Here is a 16,871-nt window from a genome sequence, read left to right as displayed (position 1 = left end):
ATTCCGCCACCTTCGCACATTCGGGTTTTCTAGTTGGATTTACATGCTGCTGAATCAGCATGGCAGTATTGGTGCGAAGAGAGGGACTCGAACCCTCACATCCGTGGGACACTAACACCTGAAGCTAGCGCGTCTACCAATTCCGCCACCTTCGCATCACTGCGGAGGGGGATTCTATAGAGTTTTGGGGGAGCGTCAACAAGCAAAAGGTACTTTTTTCGCTGTTGACGCCCAAAGTGGCGCCAAGGGTACAAAACTTCAGCAATTAGCCCGGGTTGGTGACTCGCTGATTAGCTGCGCCCCATTGCGCCATGATACATCTGCTCGTACTGGGTGATGGAGTCAGGCCAGTTGAAGCGGGTGTTCATGGCGTTGTGCAGCACCTTGGCAAATTGTGTTTTGTCTTGCAGGAAATAGAGCAGACTGCGGCGCATGGTGTCGAGCAGGATAGCGGCGGTCGGATCGTTGAAGCAAAAGCCGGTGGCATGTTCCGGGTCCGCATCCCAATCCACCACGGTATCTTTCAGACCACCTACGGCACGCACCAGTGGCAGAGTGCCATAGGCGAGGCTGTACATCTGGTTGAGGCCACAAGGCTCGAACAGCGAGGGCATCAGGAAGAAGTCGGCACCGGCTTCCACCAGATGAGCCAGGCGATCGTCATAGGTGTTGATGAAGGCGAGCTTGCCTGGGTTCTGCTGGGCCATGGTCTGCAGCTGCGTGGCGAGCGCAGGATCGCCAGAGCCTACGATCACCACTTGCACCTGATGGTGGAGGAATTTCTCCAGCGCCGGCAGCAGCAGGGGGACTCCCTTCTGCTCGGTCAGGCGGCACACCATGCCGTAGATAGGCAGGTCCGCAACGGGCAATCCCGCTTCCTGTTGCAGGTGCTGTTTGCAGACCTGTTTGCCTACCATGTTGTCGATGCTGTAAGTGGCGGGCAGGAAGGCGTCAAACTCCGGATCCCAATCTTTGTAGTCGCAGCCGTTGAGGATGCCGCACAGGTCATCCCTGCGTTGCTGAAAAATGCTCGCCATACCGTGGGCGCCAAGGTGAGTCAGCAGCTCCTGGGCATAGTTGGGGCTGACCGCATTGATCTTGTCGGCGTAGAGCACCCCGCATTTAAGCAGGTTGACGTGGCCGTAGTCGTGGTTGATGCGGCGTTCGTAATCGGCAATTTCGGGCATAGCCCAGAACTGTTCGCGGCCGAACACCCCTTGAAACGCCGCGTTGTGAATGCTGATCACGCTGCGAGTTTGCTGGAAGAAGGGGTTGTTGGCATGGCGGGTTTTCAGCAGCAAGGGCAGCAGCCCGGTGTGCCAGTCGTTGCAGTGGACGATATCCGGTGCGAAGCCGAGCTGTTCGCAGGCATGGAGGGCCGCCGCCGAGAAGAAGGCAAAACGCTCGCCGTTATCCGGATAGGCTTGATTGTTCTCGGCATAGAGCTGGGGACGATCAAAGTATTGCGGGCAGTCGAGTAGATAGACGCAGACGCCATCCAGCTCCATCTGGTAGATGCGATAGCCGATATCCGGCAGGCCCGGATGGGTGGGTAACCAGCGTGACGCTACCAGTTTGGCCTCATCCCGTCGCTTAATCGTCTTGTAGAAGGGCAGCATGATCCTGACATCATGCCCCTTCTGGACCAGGTACATAGGCAAGGCTTTGGCAACATCTGCCAGGCCCCCGGTCTTGACCAGCCCCTCAACTTCCGAGGCAACAAACAGGATTTTCAGTGGGTTAATAGCCAACTCTTGCTCCCTTAGGTACCACCACGATACCGCCTTCTGATACGGTAAATCGCTCTCTATCATGGTCGAGATTTTCACCGATAACGGTGCCGGGCGCAATTTCAACGTTTTTGTCGATGATCGTCCGCCGGATGGAGCACCCTTCACCAATCTTCACATCCCCCAGCAACACGGATTCGCTGATGTGGCTGCAAGCGCCGATATTGCAGCGAAAACCGAGAATGGATCGCTGGATTTGGCTGCCCTGAATGAAGCAACCGGCGGAGATCAGGGAGTTGGCAATATTGACCTTGCACACGTCGCTGTCGATGAAGGTCGCTGGCGGCAGTGCCGGATAGTGGGTGTGCAGTGGCCACTTGCGGTTATAGAGGGAGAAGGGGGGATTGTCCGCCACCAAGTCCATGTGAGCCAGCCAATAGGAGTCCAGAGTGCCCACATCCCGCCAGTAAACACTCGGCTTTTCACCGGGGATAACGTTGGTGCTGTAGTCGTAAACATAGACGGGGGCACGCGGGTAGAGGCTCGGGATCACATCCTTGCCAAAGTCGTGGCTGGAGCTATCTTCGCCAGCATCCCGTTTCAATTCACGGCAAAGGGCGTCAGTCTCGAAAATGTAGTTGCCCATGGAGACCAGCGCCTGGGTCGGATCGCCGGGGATATGCTTGGGCTGCTTGGGTTTTTCCTGAAAACCGATCATCCGCCCTTCGGTATCTACCTCGATCACCCCGAATGAACTCGCCTCTTCGATGGGCATGCGCAGGGCGGCGACCGTCATGGCCGCACTCTTTTGCTTGTGGAAGGTGACCATCTGGCTCACATCCATCTTGTAGATGTGGTCGGAACCGAAGATGCAGACATGATCCGGTTCGGCCCGCTCGATAAAACCGAGGTTCTGGTAGATGGCATCGGCGGTGCCGTCATACCAGCGTTTACCCATGCGCATTTGGGCCGGAATGGGGTCGATGAAGCGGTCGGTGATGCCGACGATATTCCAGCCCTTCTTCATGTGCAGATAGAGGGACTGGGATTTGAATTGGGTCAGTACATAGATGCGCAGAAAGTCTGCGTTGACGAAGTTGTTGAGGACGAAATCGATCAGCCGGTAACTGCCGCCGAAGGGGACGGAAGGCTTGCTGCGGGTGGTGGTGAGAGGCTGCAGACGGGTGCCTTCGCCGCCAGCTAGGATCATGGTCAAGATACCTGCCATCGTATTAATCTCCCTGCATGAACACTATGAAAAGGTTTTCAATGCTCGGTATAAAAACACCCCTTAAGGGGTGGTTTTATAGTCCTTTTAGTACCTTACCAGATACCGGATGGCGCTCTCTAGCGGTTTTCTTGTACTGCTTGCACTTATTTACACTTTGCTCAGATAGACCTTGAACTTGGTATCGCTGCTGATCACTTCCGTCCGTTTGAAATGTGTTTCCAGTATAGGCAGGTAGCGTAAGAAGGCGTTGGCAACAATGGTCAGCGAGCCATTAGGCAGCAAAAATTCCGGTGCCTTGGCGAGGAAGGTTTCGGTCGCTGCATAGAAGGTCTTGAGACCCGCATGGAATGGCGGATTGGAGACGATGTGCTGGAAACGGGTGGAAACATCCGAATAGACATCGGAAGCGGTGACCTTGCCCTCTAAACCATTGATCGCCAGGGTGCGGCGGCTCGACTCCAGCGCCAGCGCACTGATATCCACCATGTTGACCTTGAGTTCAGGATTGCGCTTGGCCAGCACAGATCCAATCACCCCGGCGCCACAGCCGAAATCGAGCAGCTCGCCCCTCATCGGTGGCACCGCCGCCAGCAGCATCTGGGTACCGAGATCCAGTTCGGCCGCGCTGAAAACGCCGGGCAGGGCCAGCACGGTCAGTTCGGTATCACCGGCCTTGCACTGGTAGCGGCCAAACCAGTTATCCAGCTCGAACGGGGCGACCGGCTTGCAGAGCTCGCCGTGATAGAGGGAGCAGCGGCGGGCCGAGTCGCGCTTGATCGGTTTTTCGCTGTAGGGGGCCAGCAGCTTGTCGGCGCCATTGATGCCGCCACGGTTGTCACCGGCTAGCAACAGGTCGGCACCCGCCTCCAGCAGGGGAGTCATCATGGCCAGCAGATATTGCGCCTCGGCCTTGGCCTTGGGCATCAGCAGCAGCAGGGCATCGAAGCGGGGGGCACCACCGAGCTGGTGGTCGAACAGGATGGCGTCCCCCAGGGCGGCCTGCTGGCTGCGGTAATAGCAGTAATCCGTGGTAAAGACGGTCAGGGTCTCGGCTAGAGTGGCCAGCTGTCGCGGATAGTCATCATCCAGCGCGCCGCAGACAAGTAGCCGCTTGCCGACAAAGAGGGCTTGGTTTCGTTCCAGCATCTGGCTGACGGCACTGATAGGGCTGCTCATCGGGTCTCTCCACACAATTTTGGGCGGCCATTATACATAGCCCCTTTCGCCTTGACATTTATGCTGTGTTCCCGAAATATGCCCAGACACCATTTTTTGACCAGAGATGACGAAATGCGGTTCAACGGGTTGAAACGAAAGCACAAAAAAAGCCTGACATTCGGGCCTGCCGACGTTCGCGCGTAACCTCTCATTTCTGAGAAACTTCAAACCCCGGTTGCGCACATCGTACCGGGGTTTTTTATTGCCATATGCGGGTCATTCAGGAGAAGGAAATCCCATGTTTCAAGGTTCTATTGTTGCGTTGATCACCCCGTTTCGACAGGGCAAGCTGGATGAAGAGGCGCTGTTGCGTCTGGTGGAGTGGCATATCGAGCAGGGAACCCACGGCATAGTGCCGGTGGGTACTACGGGGGAGAGCCCGACCCTGACCCACGACGAACACTGTAAAGTGGTCGAACTGGTGGTGAAACAGGTGGCGGGGCGCATTCCGGTGATCGCCGGGGCCGGTTCCAACAACCCGGTCGAAGCCATCGAGTACACTCTTCATGCCGAACGGGTTGGTGCCGATGCCACCTTGCATGTGGCCGGATATTACAACCGCCCCAATCAGGAGGGGCTCTACCACCACTTCAAGGCCGTCCACGACGCCACCGCCAAGCCGATCATCGTCTACAACATTCCGCCGCGCGCCATCGTCGATGTGCAACCTGCAACCCTGGCCCGTCTGGCCGAACTGCCGCGCATTGCCGGGGTGAAGGATGCCACCGGCGATCTGGCCCGCCCCTGGACCGAGCGCCAGCTGATCAACAAGCCCTTCGCCTGGCTCTCCGGGGAAGATGCCACCGCCGTCGCCTACAACATTGGTGGCGGTCAGGGTTGTATCTCGGTGACCGCCAACGTGGCCCCCAAGCTGGTGGCTGAGGTGCAGAACCTCACGCTGGCGGGCAAGTGGCAAGCAGCGCGTGAACTGCAAGACCAGCTGATCCCGCTCCATCAGGCGATGTTTGCCGAGCCGAGCCCCGCCGGTGCCAAATATGCCGCTTCCCTGCTCGGTTTTTGCAGCGAGGAGTGCCGCCTACCGGTGATGCCGCTGTCGGAAGCGACCCGTGAGCGCATTCGCAGCGCCATGCAGCAGCTCAACCTGCTGTAATACAAAACGGGTGAGCCACAAGGCTCACCCGTTTTGTTTCTGGCGTTGTCCCACTGAGGCCGCTCGTGCCGGTTAGGCGGCGCTATGCAGCCAGGCGGCGATGGCCAGCTGCAATTCGACATAATCCGGACAGAGGAAGAGGGTCGCCAGTTCGGTGGGCCACTTGTCATGCCCGTCCGGCCTGGTTTGCAGCTGTGCTTGCAGGCTGGTCAGTGCTGGCAACCAGGGCGCTGGTTGTGGCAGCCTGGCCGCACTGCGAGCGACCAGATCGATCCCCTGGCATAGGGCAGAGAGAGCCTGCTGCTGAACGCCTTCATCCTGCGGATGCTCCAGCCAGAGCTGCTCGTGATGCTGCCAGTGGCGCAGCCCCTCGCTTACCCCCGTCATGTTATCTATATCTTCACGCACCATCAGCGCCTGCAGGGTCAATGGTTTGCCAAGGCCAGCCAGTCGATAGCCGCGCTGGGCCTTGGATTGGGCGCCGAGCCGCAGTCCGCCCAGCTTGGCAAGATGCTGGGCCAGCGCAAACAGTGCTGCGGTGTCGCCGGATTTGAGCTCCAGTTCCAGCTCGTTGATGGTGGTGCTGCCCTGGCTGCCGACTATCTCTCCCTGATCCCAGGCCAGCTCTATCTCGGCACCCTCGAAAGCGATCAGCCAGTGGCGACGCAGGAAGTCGGTGCGAAACTGGGCGACCAGCTGTTGCTGGATGCTGTCACGCTCGGGCAGGGTCGGCCAAATCTCATCGGGAAAGGCCGAGAGGGTCGGCAGATCGCTGCTGACGGGGACGTTGTATTCGGGTCTGGCGTGCAGGCCACCCACTATCTGACCGCGACACTTGATGGTTTGTTCGGCAAAGCTATCGCAGCGGCGGATCCGCAACCCCATATCCAGCTGGCGCAAGGCGAGGGTTGGCGTATCAAAATAGACGTTGCCGAGCTGTTGTTGGGATGATTCCTTAATTTCAAGAGAATTCAGCAGGTTGGATAACCCTGCCTGAATGTCGCAGGCGACAAAAAACTTTATCTCGATCTCGATTTGCATAGTCATTCCGGGCTGGCAGGTAACTTTGAGGGGCGGGATTCGGGTCGCGAGGATATAATGCCGCGAGGCGACTAGATTAATTCGCGGTTTAATTGAGTGCGCAGTTCGGTTACCATGCGCGCCTCATAAAATCGTATCGAGTGTTTTTTCACCGACACAGGTTTGACCATGCCAGTAAATACTATTTTGGGGCTTTTTGCCAAGTCCCCCATCAAGCCGTTGCAGAAGCATATCGTCAAGGTTCACCAGTGCTCCCAGCAGTTGGTTCCCTTCTTTGACGCCGTTGCGGAAGACCGTTGGGATGATGCCGAGAAGATCCGGCAGCAGATTGCCCAGTTGGAAAAAGAGGCGGATATCCTCAAGCGTGAAATCCGTCTGAAACTGCCTCGCGGCCTGTTCCTGCCGGTCGCGCGTACCGACCTGCTGGAGCTGTTGACCCAGCAAGACAAGATTGCCAACCGTGCCAAGGATATCTCCGGCCGCATGCTTGGTCGTCGCATGGAGTTCCCTGCTGAAATGCGGGTTGATTTCATGGCCTATCTCAAACGTTGTATTGATGCGACCGCTCAGGCCGAGAAAGCGATCGGGGAGCTCGACGAGCTGCTCGAGACCGGCTTCAAGGGACGGGAAGTGGAAATGGTTGCCGAGATGATCCACCAGCTGGATCTGATCGAGGACGATACAGACACCATGCAGATCGGACTGCGCCAACAGCTGCAAGCGGTTGAGCACAATTACAATCCGATTGATGTGATGTTCCTCTACAAGATCCTCGAATGGGTAGGTGACCTGGCAGATCAGGCCGAGCGTGTAGGCGCCCGTCTGGAACTGATGCTGGCTCGTTCGTAATCGACTGACTGGGTAAAACACTACTAATGGACATTATCGCGAATTACGGCACCACTCTGGTGCTCGTGGCGGCCTTGTTCGGCTTTTTGATGGCCTGGGGCATTGGTGCAAACGACGTTGCCAATGCCATGGGCACATCGGTCGGCACCAAATCCCTGACTATCCGTCAGGCAATCATCATTGCCATGATCTTCGAGTTTGCCGGCGCCTATCTGGCGGGCGGTGAAGTGACCGCAACCATCCGTAATGGCATCATTGATACCAATGCATTTGCCGATACACCGGACCTGCTGGTACTCGGCATGATCGCCTCACTGCTGGCGGCCGGCGCCTGGTTGATCCTGGCCTCCTACTTCGGCTGGCCGGTCTCCACCACCCACTCCATCATCGGCGCCATCGTCGGTTTTGCGGTGGTGAGCATTGGTCCGGAAGCGGTGCAGTGGAGCAAGTTTGGCGGCATCGTTGGCTCCTGGGTCATCACCCCGGCCATTTCCGGTGTGATCGCCTACTTCATGTTTATCAGTGTGCAGAAGCTGATCTTCAACACCGATGATCCGCTGGCTAACGCCAAGCGCTATGTGCCGTTCTATATGTTCCTGACGGCGCTGGTGATCTGTCTGGTGACCATCAAGAAAGGGCTGACCCACGTTGGTCTGCACTTGAGTGATAGCGAGGGCATTCTGCTCTCGGTGGCTATCTCTATTGCGTTGGCGATTGCCGGTTTCTTCTATATCCGCGGTCAGAAGTACAACCCGCAGGATGACAGCAAGATGCACTTCGCCAACGTGGAGAAGGTATTCGGTATCCTGATGGTGATCACCGCTTGTGCCATGGCGTTTGCCCACGGCTCCAACGATGTGGCCAACGCCATTGGCCCGCTCTCTGCCGTGGCTTCTATCGTGGCCTCCGGCGGTGAAATTTCCAGTCAGGCGTCTATCGCCTGGTGGATCCTGCCGCTGGGTGGTATCGGTATCGTGATCGGTCTGGCGACCATGGGCGAGAAGGTGATGGCGACGGTCGGTACCGGCATCACCCACCTGACCCCGAGCCGTGGCTTCGCCGCCCAGCTGGCGACCGCCGCGACCGTGGTGATTGCTTCTGGTACCGGTCTCCCCATCTCCACCACCCAGACCCTGGTTGGTGCTGTGATGGGGGTCGGTCTGGCGCGCGGGATTGCGGCGTTGAATCTGGGGGTGCTGCGCAATATCGTCGTCTCCTGGATCATCACCCTGCCTGCCGGTGCCATTCTGGCCATTGCTATCTTCTACGTGCTGCAGGCCTGCTTCTCCTAATCGAAGCGGCATTCAGCAAAAAGCCCGAGTCATCGACTCGGGCTTTTTTATTGTGCGCGGGAGCTGAGCTGCTCCCTTTGCATTATCTGCCTTAGAGGCTGGCGCAGATCTGCCAGAGATCGTACTGGATTGCCGCGGCGGTCACTTCCCGACCCGCCCCCGGCCCTTGAATCACCAGCGGGTTGCTGCGGTAGCTGTCGCTCTCGATGGCAAAGATGTTGTCGCACGGCAGCAGGTTGGCAAACGGGTGGTGCGGTTCCAGCGTCTCCAGTCCAACCCGTGCCTTGCCGTTACGCTCGAAGCGGGCCACGTAACGCAGCGCCTTGCCAAGGCGCTTGGCTCCCTCAAAGGCGGTCTGAATCGGGCCATCCAGCTCCTTGAGCCGATCCATGAATTGATCCGCACTGACTTTGCGCAGGGTGACGGGCACCAGATTTTCCAGGGTGATATCGGCAGAGTCGAGCTCAAAGCCAGCCTCCCGCGCCAGAATGAGCAGCTTGCGCCGCACATCCTGACCGGAGAGATCTTCGCGGGGATCCGGCTCGGTCAGACCGTGCTGCCACGCTTCGTCCACCAGCTCGGAGAAGGGACGAGTGCCATCATACTGCTGGAACAGCCAGGAGAGGGTGCCGGAGAAGATGCCGGAGACCCCCTGAATACGGTCGCCGCTCTGACGCAGCATCTGGATGCTGGACTGGATCGGCAGCCCGGCCCCCACGGTGGCGTTATAGCGCCACTGCACCTGATGGTCACGGCAGGTCTGCTTGATGCGCTGGTAGAACTCGCTGTCGGCGGCACCGGCAAACTTGTTGGCGGCGATGATGTGGATACCGAGCTGGGCAAAATCCGGGTAGTAGCGGCTCACGGTTTCGCTGGCAGTCATGTCCAGCGCGATCAGCGCATCGAAGCTGTGCTGCTCCAGTTGGGAGAGCAACTCCGGCCAGATCAGCGGTTTGCCGTCGACACTGTTTTGTACCTTGCGGGGATCCAGCCCCTCTTCATCCAGCAGGCCACCTTCCGAGCTGAACACCCCGTAGAGGGTGAGCGCCAGATTGAGTTCATGTTCGAGCCGGGCTTTTTCGCGGCTATAGAGGGTGAGCCAGTGGCCGCCGATATTGCCTTTGCCGAACACCACCAGACCGACCCGGGTCGGGCGGCTGAACAGGGCGCTGTGCAGGGCGATCAGCAGCGGCTCCAATACCACCTGACGCAGCACGGCCACCAGACTCAAGCCATCTCTGGCCACCTGGACGAACTCCAGCGGCTGATCTGCCAGCAGCTGATAGAAGCGATGACACTGCTCGGCGTTGTCGGTGACACCGGCCCCCACCAGCGCCACCAGACTGAACCCCTCTTTCTGGATCAGGCCAGTGAAGCTGCCCTGCAGCTGGAAGTCCCGCAGGATCTCGAAGGCACCCTGTGCCACTTCGAGGGTATAGGCGAGACGCAGTACCCGCCGATCCGGCTGGCGCTGCAGGGTGAGCGGGTTGAGGCGGTGGCGGGCCAGATGGCCCTCGATGGTGGCGACCGTCTGCTCAAAGTTGGCCTGTGGCAACACTTTGAGCTCGATCAGGGCGATCTGATCCACCGAGGAGACGATGCGGGCACCACCGGAGCGCGGCGCGCGGCGCAGAATATGGGTACAGCCCTCATCCGGGTTGTAGCTGCAACGCAGGGTGAGGCGCTGGCGGCTGTCGGCGACCGGTTGCAGGGTGCGGGAATGGAGCACGGAGGAGCCAAGGCGGGCCAGCTCGTTGGCCTCGGCCAGGCTGAGTCGCTCCAGCAGGCGCGCCTCTTTGACCCGGCGCGGGTCGGCGCTGTAGACACCGGCCACGTCGCTCCAGATGGTGGTGGATTCACCGTCCGCCAGCAGCGCCAACAGGCTGGCGCTGTAGTCGGAGCCGTTACGGCCGAGCAGCAGGGAGCGCCCCTCCATATCGGCGGCGATAAAGCCGGTCACCACGATGCGGCCGGCATGTTCCGCCAGTCGCGCCTTGAGCAGTTCGCTAGAAAGCGCAGTATCCACCTTGACCAGGGCGCCATCTTCGGCGCGCAGGAAGCTGCGGGCATCGAGCCAGGCGGCTTTGTCGCCACGGCTGGAGAGCAGGGCCGCCAGCAGGCGCGCCGACCACACTTCGCCAAAGGCGAGCAGGCCGTTGCGGGCGAAGCGATCAAACTGCCCCTCCAGGGTCTTGGCGATCTGTTGCACGTCGCTGGCGAGCTGAGCGCTGAGGTCGCGCTGCAACTCCCCTTCCAGCAGGCCATCGATCAGACTCTGTTGATAGGCTTGCAGGGCCGAGATAGATTCACCTGCTGCTTCGTCACCGGTATCCGCCAGTTCCCCCAGCTGGATTAGCCGGTTGGTGGTCTTGCCAGCGGCCGAGACCACGATCAGCTCGTCACCTCCGGTCTGTTGTTCAATGATGCTGGCAACCCGACGATAGCAGACCGGGTCCGCCAAACTGCTGCCACCAAACTTGTGGACGTGACGTCGCTTCAAACCTGCCTCTGTCACCGCGATCTCTCCTTGTTGCTGTTCCATTACTTCGCTACCTGTTCTGCCTGCTGCGCCTGTTCAAAAGCCTGAGCCAGATCGGCCACCAGGTCTTCACCGTGTTCAATACCGACCGACAAGCGCAGCAGCTGGGCGCTGATGCCTGCTGCCTGCTGCGCCGCCGGGGTCATGGCCCTGTGGGTCATGCTGGCCGGATGGGCCACCAGACTCTCCACCCCGCCGAGGGACTCGGCCACCGAGAAGAGGGTGAGGGCCGCGAGGAAGGTGCGAATGCCCGCCTCGCTGCAATCGAGTTCAAAACTTAACATGGCGCCGAAGCCGGACTGTTGACGGCGCGCAATATCGTGGCCGGGATGGCTCGGCAGGCTGGGGTGATAGATGCGTTTCACCAGCGGCTGCTGTTGCAGGAAGGCGAGGATGCGATCGGTGTTCTCCTGATGGCTGCGCAATCTGGGGGCCAGGGTGCGCAGACCGCGCAGGGTCAGGTAGGAGTCGAACGCCCCGGAGGTGAGCCCCAGACAGTTAGCCCACCACACCAGCGACTCGGCCAGTGCGGCCTCTTTGGCGATCGCCACCCCACCCACCACGTCGGAGTGGCCGTTGATGTACTTGGTGGTGGAGTGAACCACCACGTCGGCACCGAGCGCCAGCGGTTGTTGCAGCAGGGGGGAGAGGAAGGTGTTGTCCACCACCACCTGGGCACCCACCTCATGGGCGGCGCTGGCGATGGCGCTGATATCCACCACCCGCAGCAGCGGGTTGGAGGGGGTCTCGACCCATACCAGTGCAGGCTTTTGCGCCAGTGCGGCGGCCAGCGCGGCTTCGTCCCCCTGATCGACAAACTGCACCCGGTAGTGGCCTTTGGCCGCCAGATACTCAAACAGCCGCCAGGTGCCGCCGTAGCAGTCATGGGGGGCGATCAGCAGATCTCCCGCCTTGAGCAGGGCGGTAGTGACCAGATGGATAGCGCCCATGCCGGTGCCGGTGACCACGGCGCCCGCGCCACCTTCCAGCGCCGCCAGCGCGTCCGCCAGATTGCTGCGGGTCGGATTGCCGGATCGGGCATAATCGTATTGACGGGGCTCGCCAAAGTCGGCAAAGGTGTAGTTGCTGGAGAGGTAGATGGGGGGCACCACGGCACCGTGCTGCTGATCTGTCTCAATCCCGGTGCGAACCGCCAGAGTTGCCTTATGACTCATGTTGCTCTCCTTGGCTGTGTGACTTGGCGATTGATCCGGCTTGATTTTCGATGCAGCGTAGCGCGTGGGTCATGTCACTCTCTCCTTGAACTGTCTCTGGGCGATGGCTGCTTTGCCTCAACCACGGCGATCCTGCCATTGCTGGCCTATGGTGAACCACCTTACGCCAGCACAAAAAAGCCGTCAACACTTCCAGACGTCTAAATGGCTTTGCTGTTGGATTGCCATTAATTTCCTTAAGGGTTAAAATCCGCGCTCACGGCTAAATGAGAACAGGTGAGTCATGGGAACAGAGTGGAACGGCGACTACGTCAGCCCTTATGCGGAACACGGTAAGAAGAGCGAACAGGTCAAGAAGATTACCGTCTCGATCCCGCTCAAGGTGTTGAAAGTGCTGACCGATGAGCGCACCCGTCGTCAGGTGAACAACCTGCGTCATGCGACCAACAGCGAGCTGCTCTGTGAAGCCTTCCTGCACGCTTTCACCGGCCAGCCGCTCCCTTGCGACGAAGACTTGCGCAAGGATCATCCGGACAGTGTCCCCGTCGAAGCGCGCGCCATCATGGAAGCGCTGGGCAAAGAGATCGAAGATTTCGATCAAGAGTAAGCGATTTGCAATGCACAAGAGGCGACCCACGGGTCGCCTCTTGTCGTTTCTACGGCCCGGTTTACCGGGCTGTGGTTATTTCAGCAGGCTGAAGATCAGCGCCGATACCGCCAGCGAACCGGTCAGCAGGATAAAGCCGTTGGCCCAGCCGTGGCGGAAGCGGGCCAGCGCCTCCACCTTGTAGATTGCTATCACCGGCATGATAAACAGGATCATGGCGATGACCGGGCCGGAGAGGGTCTCCATCAGCCCCAGAATGCCCGGGTTGATCACGGCGGCACCCCAGATAGCGAAGAACATCAGGGCGATGCCCAGCTTGTCCGCCTTGGCCTGCGGCAGGCCGGTGGGCTTGGCGATCAGGCTTTTGAGGCTTTCGCGGGCACCGAGGAAGTGGCCGAGGAAGGAGGAGCTGATGGCGATAAAGGCGATCAGCGGCCCCAGGGTCACGATCACCGGGTTGTCGGTGATGTTAGCGAGATAGGAGAGCACAGAGACGTTCTGGGCCTTGGCCTCAGCCAGCTGGGCTGGCGAGAGGCTCAGCACGCAGGAGAAGACGAAGAACAGCACGAAGCCCACCAGCATTACTGTGGTGTTGCGCAGGATCAGGCCACTCTTGGCTTCGGCCTGATCGCCATATTCCCGGCGCTGCACGTTGGCAAAGCCGGAGATGGCGGCGGCGTGGCTGAAGGCGAACACGGTGACCGGCAGCGCCAGCCAGACGGTGTTGAGGAAGCTGACCCCTTCAAACGCGGTCACTTCTGGCCACTGCCACTGGGGAATGAGGTAGCAGGAGAGCGCCGCCAGAATGGCCGCCAGCGGATAGACCATAAAGGCGAAGGCGCGCAGCATCGCTTTCTCCCCTGCCAGCATCACGGCGATCATGGCGAACACCAGCACGCCGGAGAGCATCACCCGATCCGGGGTCGCCATGCCGAGCTGGTTGACCATGAAGCTCTCCACCGTGTTGGTCAGCCCGACCCCGTAGATGAGCAGGATCGGGAAGATGGAGAGGAAGTAGAGCGCCGAGATGAGGCGACCGGCCATCTTGCCGAAATGCTCCTCCGCCACTTCGGTGAAGTCGGCGTGGGGGCGTGATGAAGAAAGCACGAAGCGCGCCAGCCCGCGGTGGGCCAAGAAGGTCATGGGACCCGCCAGTACCGCGACGATCGCGAGGGGCCAGATGCCGCCCAGACCCAGATTGATGGGCAGAAACAGGATGCCGGCGCCAACCGCAGTGCCAAACAGGCTGATGACCCAGTGGGTGTCGTGACGGCGCCAGCGGGTGGTGCTGGCAGTGGTGGAGCAGGAACCGGATAGCTCCTTAGTAGCCTCTACAGATAAACTCATTACTAATTCACTTTTTGTTAGTGTTTTAATCTGAGTTTATTGTGGTTTATCGGGATTTAATTCTCAAAAAGCGGGACTGAAACATATCACTGCCATTGCTAGCTCTAGCCAGTGAGATTGGGAATGGAATCTGGACCGCGGAATGCAACAAAACTGATATTAGTGTGTTTTGTAAAATATAAAACCAAAATTTCATCTCGACTCATTTCTTTATTTTGGCTAATGGCGCATTTTCAGGATTACATGAAAATTGCACCATTTCTCAGCGACCGATTGTGATGTTTCACTGTCATTTCGCCGCTTTGCCAGCGTATCACGCTGTTCAAAACGGCCTTAGCCAGCGGATCACTCCGGCCATCACCCCGGGCAACTCCCCTGAAAAATCAGGCGGCCATCGGGCCGCCTGATTGTCTGGTGTGGTGACGTTGCCCTTCGCCTAGTGGGCCAGAATGCTGCCCCAGGCGAGATCCGGATCCCCCATCACGATAAAGTCCGGGTTCTCCAGCGATTCGGTCTCGTTGTAGCTAAGTGGCTGCAACGCCAGGCTGAGGATGCGGCCCCCGGCCGCCTCGACGATGCACTGGGCGGCGGCGGTGTCCCACTCGCCGGTGGGGCCGAGCCGCACATAGCAATCCGCCGCCCCTTCCGCCACCAGACAGGATTTGAGGGAGCTGGAACCAAGCGGGATCAGCTCGTAGTTGATGGTCGGGTTGAGGCGGCGGGTGAGGTTCTCCAGCTTCTGGCGACGGCTGATGGCCACCACCAGTGAGTCGGGCTGGTCATGCTCGTGATGCATGGCGCTGATGGGCAGTACCTCGCCATTCACCTCCTTGAAGGCGCCGTAGCCGCGCACCGCCCAGTAGAGCACGTCAGACTCGGGGGCGTAGATGACCCCGAGCACCGGCACGTTGTCCCGCACCAGGGCGATCAGGGTGGCGAAATCGCCGCTGCCCGCGATAAATTCACCGGTGCCGTCGAGGGGATCCACCAGCCAGTACTGCCGCCAGTTGGATCGCTGGCTAAAGGGCACATCGGCTGCCTCTTCGGTCAGCACCGGCACATGGGGGGTGAGCGCCGACAGCGCCTGCTTGAGGTAGGCATCGGCAGCAAGATCGGCACTGGTGACCGGGGTCGCATCCTCCTTCAGCTGACGCTCGAACTGACCGCCGTGATAGATGTCGTGAAGGATCCTTCCGGCTTCGCGGGCTATCTCCTTGACCCCCGGCACCCAGGCCAACAACTCCTGCATCTCGTTATCCTCTGTCTGTTAACTGCCCGTCTGCGGGCTACTCTGCCTGCTCTGCCAGCCACTTGTGGGCCAAGAGCAGGGCACTGATGCTGCGCGACTCGGTGAAGTCGGGTCGCGCCAGCAATTCGTCGATCCGGTTGAGGGGCCAGGGGATCACTTCGAGGGGCTCCGGCTCGTCGCCGATCCGCAGCTCGGGGAAGAGATCCTGGGCCAGCAGGATATCCATCCGGCTGGAGAAGTAACCGGGCGCCAGCGACACCTGTTTGAGCAGGGTCAGGCTGTTGGCGCCAAAGCCCGCCTCCTCCATCAGCTCCCGGTTGCCCGCCTCGAAGGCATTCTCGCCCGGGTCGATCAGCCCTTTGGGAAAGCCCAGCTCGTAGGAGTGGGTGCCCGCGGCGTATTCGCGCACCAGCAGCAGGGTGTGGGCATCGAACAGCGGCACCACCATGACGGCGCCCCGGTTACCGCCGCGCATCCGCTCGTAGACCCGCTCTTCGCCATTGGAGAACTTGAGGTGCAGGGACTCCACCTTGAACAGTCGGCTCTCGGCCACGATTTCGGCCTTGAGGATCTCAGGTTTGCACTTGGGGTGATCCAGTTGGTCGGCAGAGATTTGCTCGGGTTTGCTGTTGTGGGGGTCGCTCATCGGACGCTGGCTGCTCGTTAAAAAATAGTGCTTCAAGAGTAAACGACTCTCACACCGAACACCACGGGCCCGGGATGGCAAAGGGGGAGGAAAAATCCGCTATACTGCCGCTCCATTTCTTCCGCGACACCGAGATCAAGAGACCCGATGCCATACTCCCGCTCCATCACCTTGCCCTGGCAGCAGATTGATACCGTCTTGCTCGATATGGATGGCACCCTGATCGACCTCCATTTTGACAACCACCTCTGGCAGCAGCTGGTGCCAGAGCGTTACGCCGAGCGGTTCGGGCTGCCGCTGGCTGAGGCCAAGGCGCAGATCGAGGTGCACTATCAGGCGGTCAACGGCACCCTCAACTGGTACTGCGTGGATTACTGGAGCGAGACCCTGGGGCTCGACATTCGTGCCCTCAAGCAGGAGCTGCTGGCGAAGATCCAGTGGCGCCCTCACGCCATCCCCTTTCTGGCCGAGCTGCGTGCCGCGGGCAAGCAGTTGGTGCTTTTTACCAACGCCCACCCCGCCAGCCTGTCGGTGAAGGATGCGCAGCTCGGCCTTGCCGACCATCTGGATCTGATGGTGAGCACCCACGAGCTGGGCTGGTCGAAGGAGAGCCAGCACTGCTGGCAGGCGCTGGCACAGCGGCTGGCGTTCGATCCGGCTCGCACCCTGTTTGTGGATGACAGCGAGCGGATCCTGCGGGCCGCCGCCGACTATGGCATCGGCTATCAACTGGCGATCCAGAATCCGGACAGCTGCAAGCCCGAGCAGAGCATCACCGCTTTCCCGGCAATCAGGGATTACGCCGAGCTGTTGCCGCTGGCAATCTGAGTCTGCTG

The 16,871-nt window shown here is 59.7% G+C and carries 14 protein-coding genes and 1 tRNA gene; 5 read left to right on the top strand and 10 right to left on the bottom strand.

The annotated features are described in order from the left end of the window. Positions 1 to 69 precede the first annotated feature (69 nt). From CF137_RS20225 to rsmC, 4 genes are all read right to left on the bottom strand, one after another. Positions 70 to 155 (bottom strand) — tRNA-Leu (locus CF137_RS20225). Positions 156 to 290: 135 nt separating this feature from the next. Continuing rightward, positions 291 to 1,751: a glycogen synthase GlgA gene (glgA, locus tag CF137_RS20220; RefSeq protein ID WP_139721264.1), complete on the bottom strand. Its 1,461-nt coding sequence runs from the start codon at positions 1,749 to 1,751 to the stop codon at positions 291 to 293. After that, complete coding sequence (glgC, locus tag CF137_RS20215; protein ID WP_101323522.1) at positions 1,741 to 2,958, bottom strand: glucose-1-phosphate adenylyltransferase; 1,218 nt, start codon at positions 2,956 to 2,958, stop codon at positions 1,741 to 1,743. The genes glgA and glgC overlap by 11 nt, the downstream gene beginning before the upstream one ends. Before the next feature lie 150 nt (positions 2,959 to 3,108). Continuing rightward, positions 3,109 to 4,137: a 16S rRNA (guanine(1207)-N(2))-methyltransferase RsmC gene (rsmC, locus tag CF137_RS20210; RefSeq protein ID WP_139721262.1), complete on the bottom strand. Its 1,029-nt coding sequence runs from the start codon at positions 4,135 to 4,137 to the stop codon at positions 3,109 to 3,111. A 280-nt stretch (positions 4,138 to 4,417) separates the two neighbouring features. Between rsmC and dapA the strand changes: the two genes are divergently transcribed. Continuing rightward, positions 4,418 to 5,290 carry a 4-hydroxy-tetrahydrodipicolinate synthase gene (gene dapA, locus CF137_RS20205; protein WP_101317735.1) on the top strand — a complete coding sequence of 291 codons (873 nt, stop codon included), beginning with the start codon at positions 4,418 to 4,420 and terminating at the stop codon, positions 5,288 to 5,290. Positions 5,291 to 5,362: 72 nt separating this feature from the next. Here the strand turns inward: dapA and CF137_RS20200 are convergent, their stop codons facing one another. Further along, on the bottom strand, positions 5,363 to 6,331 hold the full coding sequence (locus CF137_RS20200; RefSeq protein ID WP_139721260.1) for a CYTH domain-containing protein: 969 nt from the start codon (positions 6,329 to 6,331) through the stop codon (positions 5,363 to 5,365). 168 nt (positions 6,332 to 6,499) lie between these two features. Between CF137_RS20200 and CF137_RS20195 the strand changes: the two genes are divergently transcribed. Then, positions 6,500 to 7,180 (top strand): TIGR00153 family protein, encoded by a 681-nt coding sequence (locus CF137_RS20195; RefSeq protein ID WP_042024112.1) that lies wholly within the window; start codon positions 6,500 to 6,502, stop codon positions 7,178 to 7,180. Between the two features lie 26 nt (positions 7,181 to 7,206). Then, complete coding sequence (locus CF137_RS20190) at positions 7,207 to 8,472, top strand: inorganic phosphate transporter (protein ID WP_101317739.1); 1,266 nt, start codon at positions 7,207 to 7,209, stop codon at positions 8,470 to 8,472. 91 nt (positions 8,473 to 8,563) lie between these two features. Here CF137_RS20190 and CF137_RS20185 read toward each other — a convergent pair whose 3' ends face one another. Together CF137_RS20185 and metB are read right to left on the bottom strand one after the other, a co-directional pair. After that, positions 8,564 to 11,014, bottom strand: coding sequence for a bifunctional aspartate kinase/homoserine dehydrogenase II (locus CF137_RS20185; RefSeq protein ID WP_139721258.1), 2,451 nt, complete (start codon positions 11,012 to 11,014; stop codon positions 8,564 to 8,566). Continuing rightward, positions 11,014 to 12,186: a cystathionine gamma-synthase gene (gene metB, locus CF137_RS20180; RefSeq protein ID WP_101323526.1), complete on the bottom strand. Its 1,173-nt coding sequence runs from the start codon at positions 12,184 to 12,186 to the stop codon at positions 11,014 to 11,016. The genes CF137_RS20185 and metB overlap by 1 nt, the downstream gene beginning before the upstream one ends. Before the next feature lie 283 nt (positions 12,187 to 12,469). On the opposite strand from metB, the gene metJ reads away from it, so the two are divergent. After that, positions 12,470 to 12,793: a met regulon transcriptional regulator MetJ gene (metJ, locus tag CF137_RS20175; RefSeq protein ID WP_139721256.1), complete on the top strand. Its 324-nt coding sequence runs from the start codon at positions 12,470 to 12,472 to the stop codon at positions 12,791 to 12,793. Between the two features lie 75 nt (positions 12,794 to 12,868). Here the strand turns inward: metJ and CF137_RS20170 are convergent, their stop codons facing one another. From CF137_RS20170 to nudE, 3 genes are all read right to left on the bottom strand, one after another. Next, positions 12,869 to 14,140 (bottom strand): aromatic amino acid transport family protein, encoded by a 1,272-nt coding sequence (locus CF137_RS20170; RefSeq protein ID WP_139721254.1) that lies wholly within the window; start codon positions 14,138 to 14,140, stop codon positions 12,869 to 12,871. Positions 14,141 to 14,576: 436 nt separating this feature from the next. Further along, on the bottom strand, positions 14,577 to 15,389 hold the full coding sequence (cysQ, locus tag CF137_RS20165; protein ID WP_139721252.1) for a 3'(2'),5'-bisphosphate nucleotidase CysQ: 813 nt from the start codon (positions 15,387 to 15,389) through the stop codon (positions 14,577 to 14,579). A 37-nt stretch (positions 15,390 to 15,426) separates the two neighbouring features. Next, entirely contained in the window at positions 15,427 to 16,035 is a 609-nt protein-coding gene (gene nudE / locus CF137_RS20160; RefSeq protein ID WP_162515996.1) for an ADP compounds hydrolase NudE, read from the bottom strand. Positions 16,036 to 16,182: 147 nt separating this feature from the next. On the opposite strand from nudE, the gene yrfG reads away from it, so the two are divergent. Beyond that, positions 16,183 to 16,863, top strand: a complete 681-nt coding sequence (yrfG, locus tag CF137_RS20155) for a GMP/IMP nucleotidase (protein WP_139721250.1) — start codon at positions 16,183 to 16,185, stop codon at positions 16,861 to 16,863. The last annotated feature ends 8 nt before the right edge of the window (positions 16,864 to 16,871 follow it).

The sequence above is a fragment of the Aeromonas sobria genome (genome assembly GCF_006243315.1).
In the GTDB taxonomy this organism is placed as follows: Bacteria; Pseudomonadota; Gammaproteobacteria; order Enterobacterales; family Aeromonadaceae; genus Aeromonas; species Aeromonas sobria_A.
The sequence above is the reverse complement of the archived record's forward strand: the minus strand, read 5'-3'. Positions and strand labels throughout refer to the sequence as shown.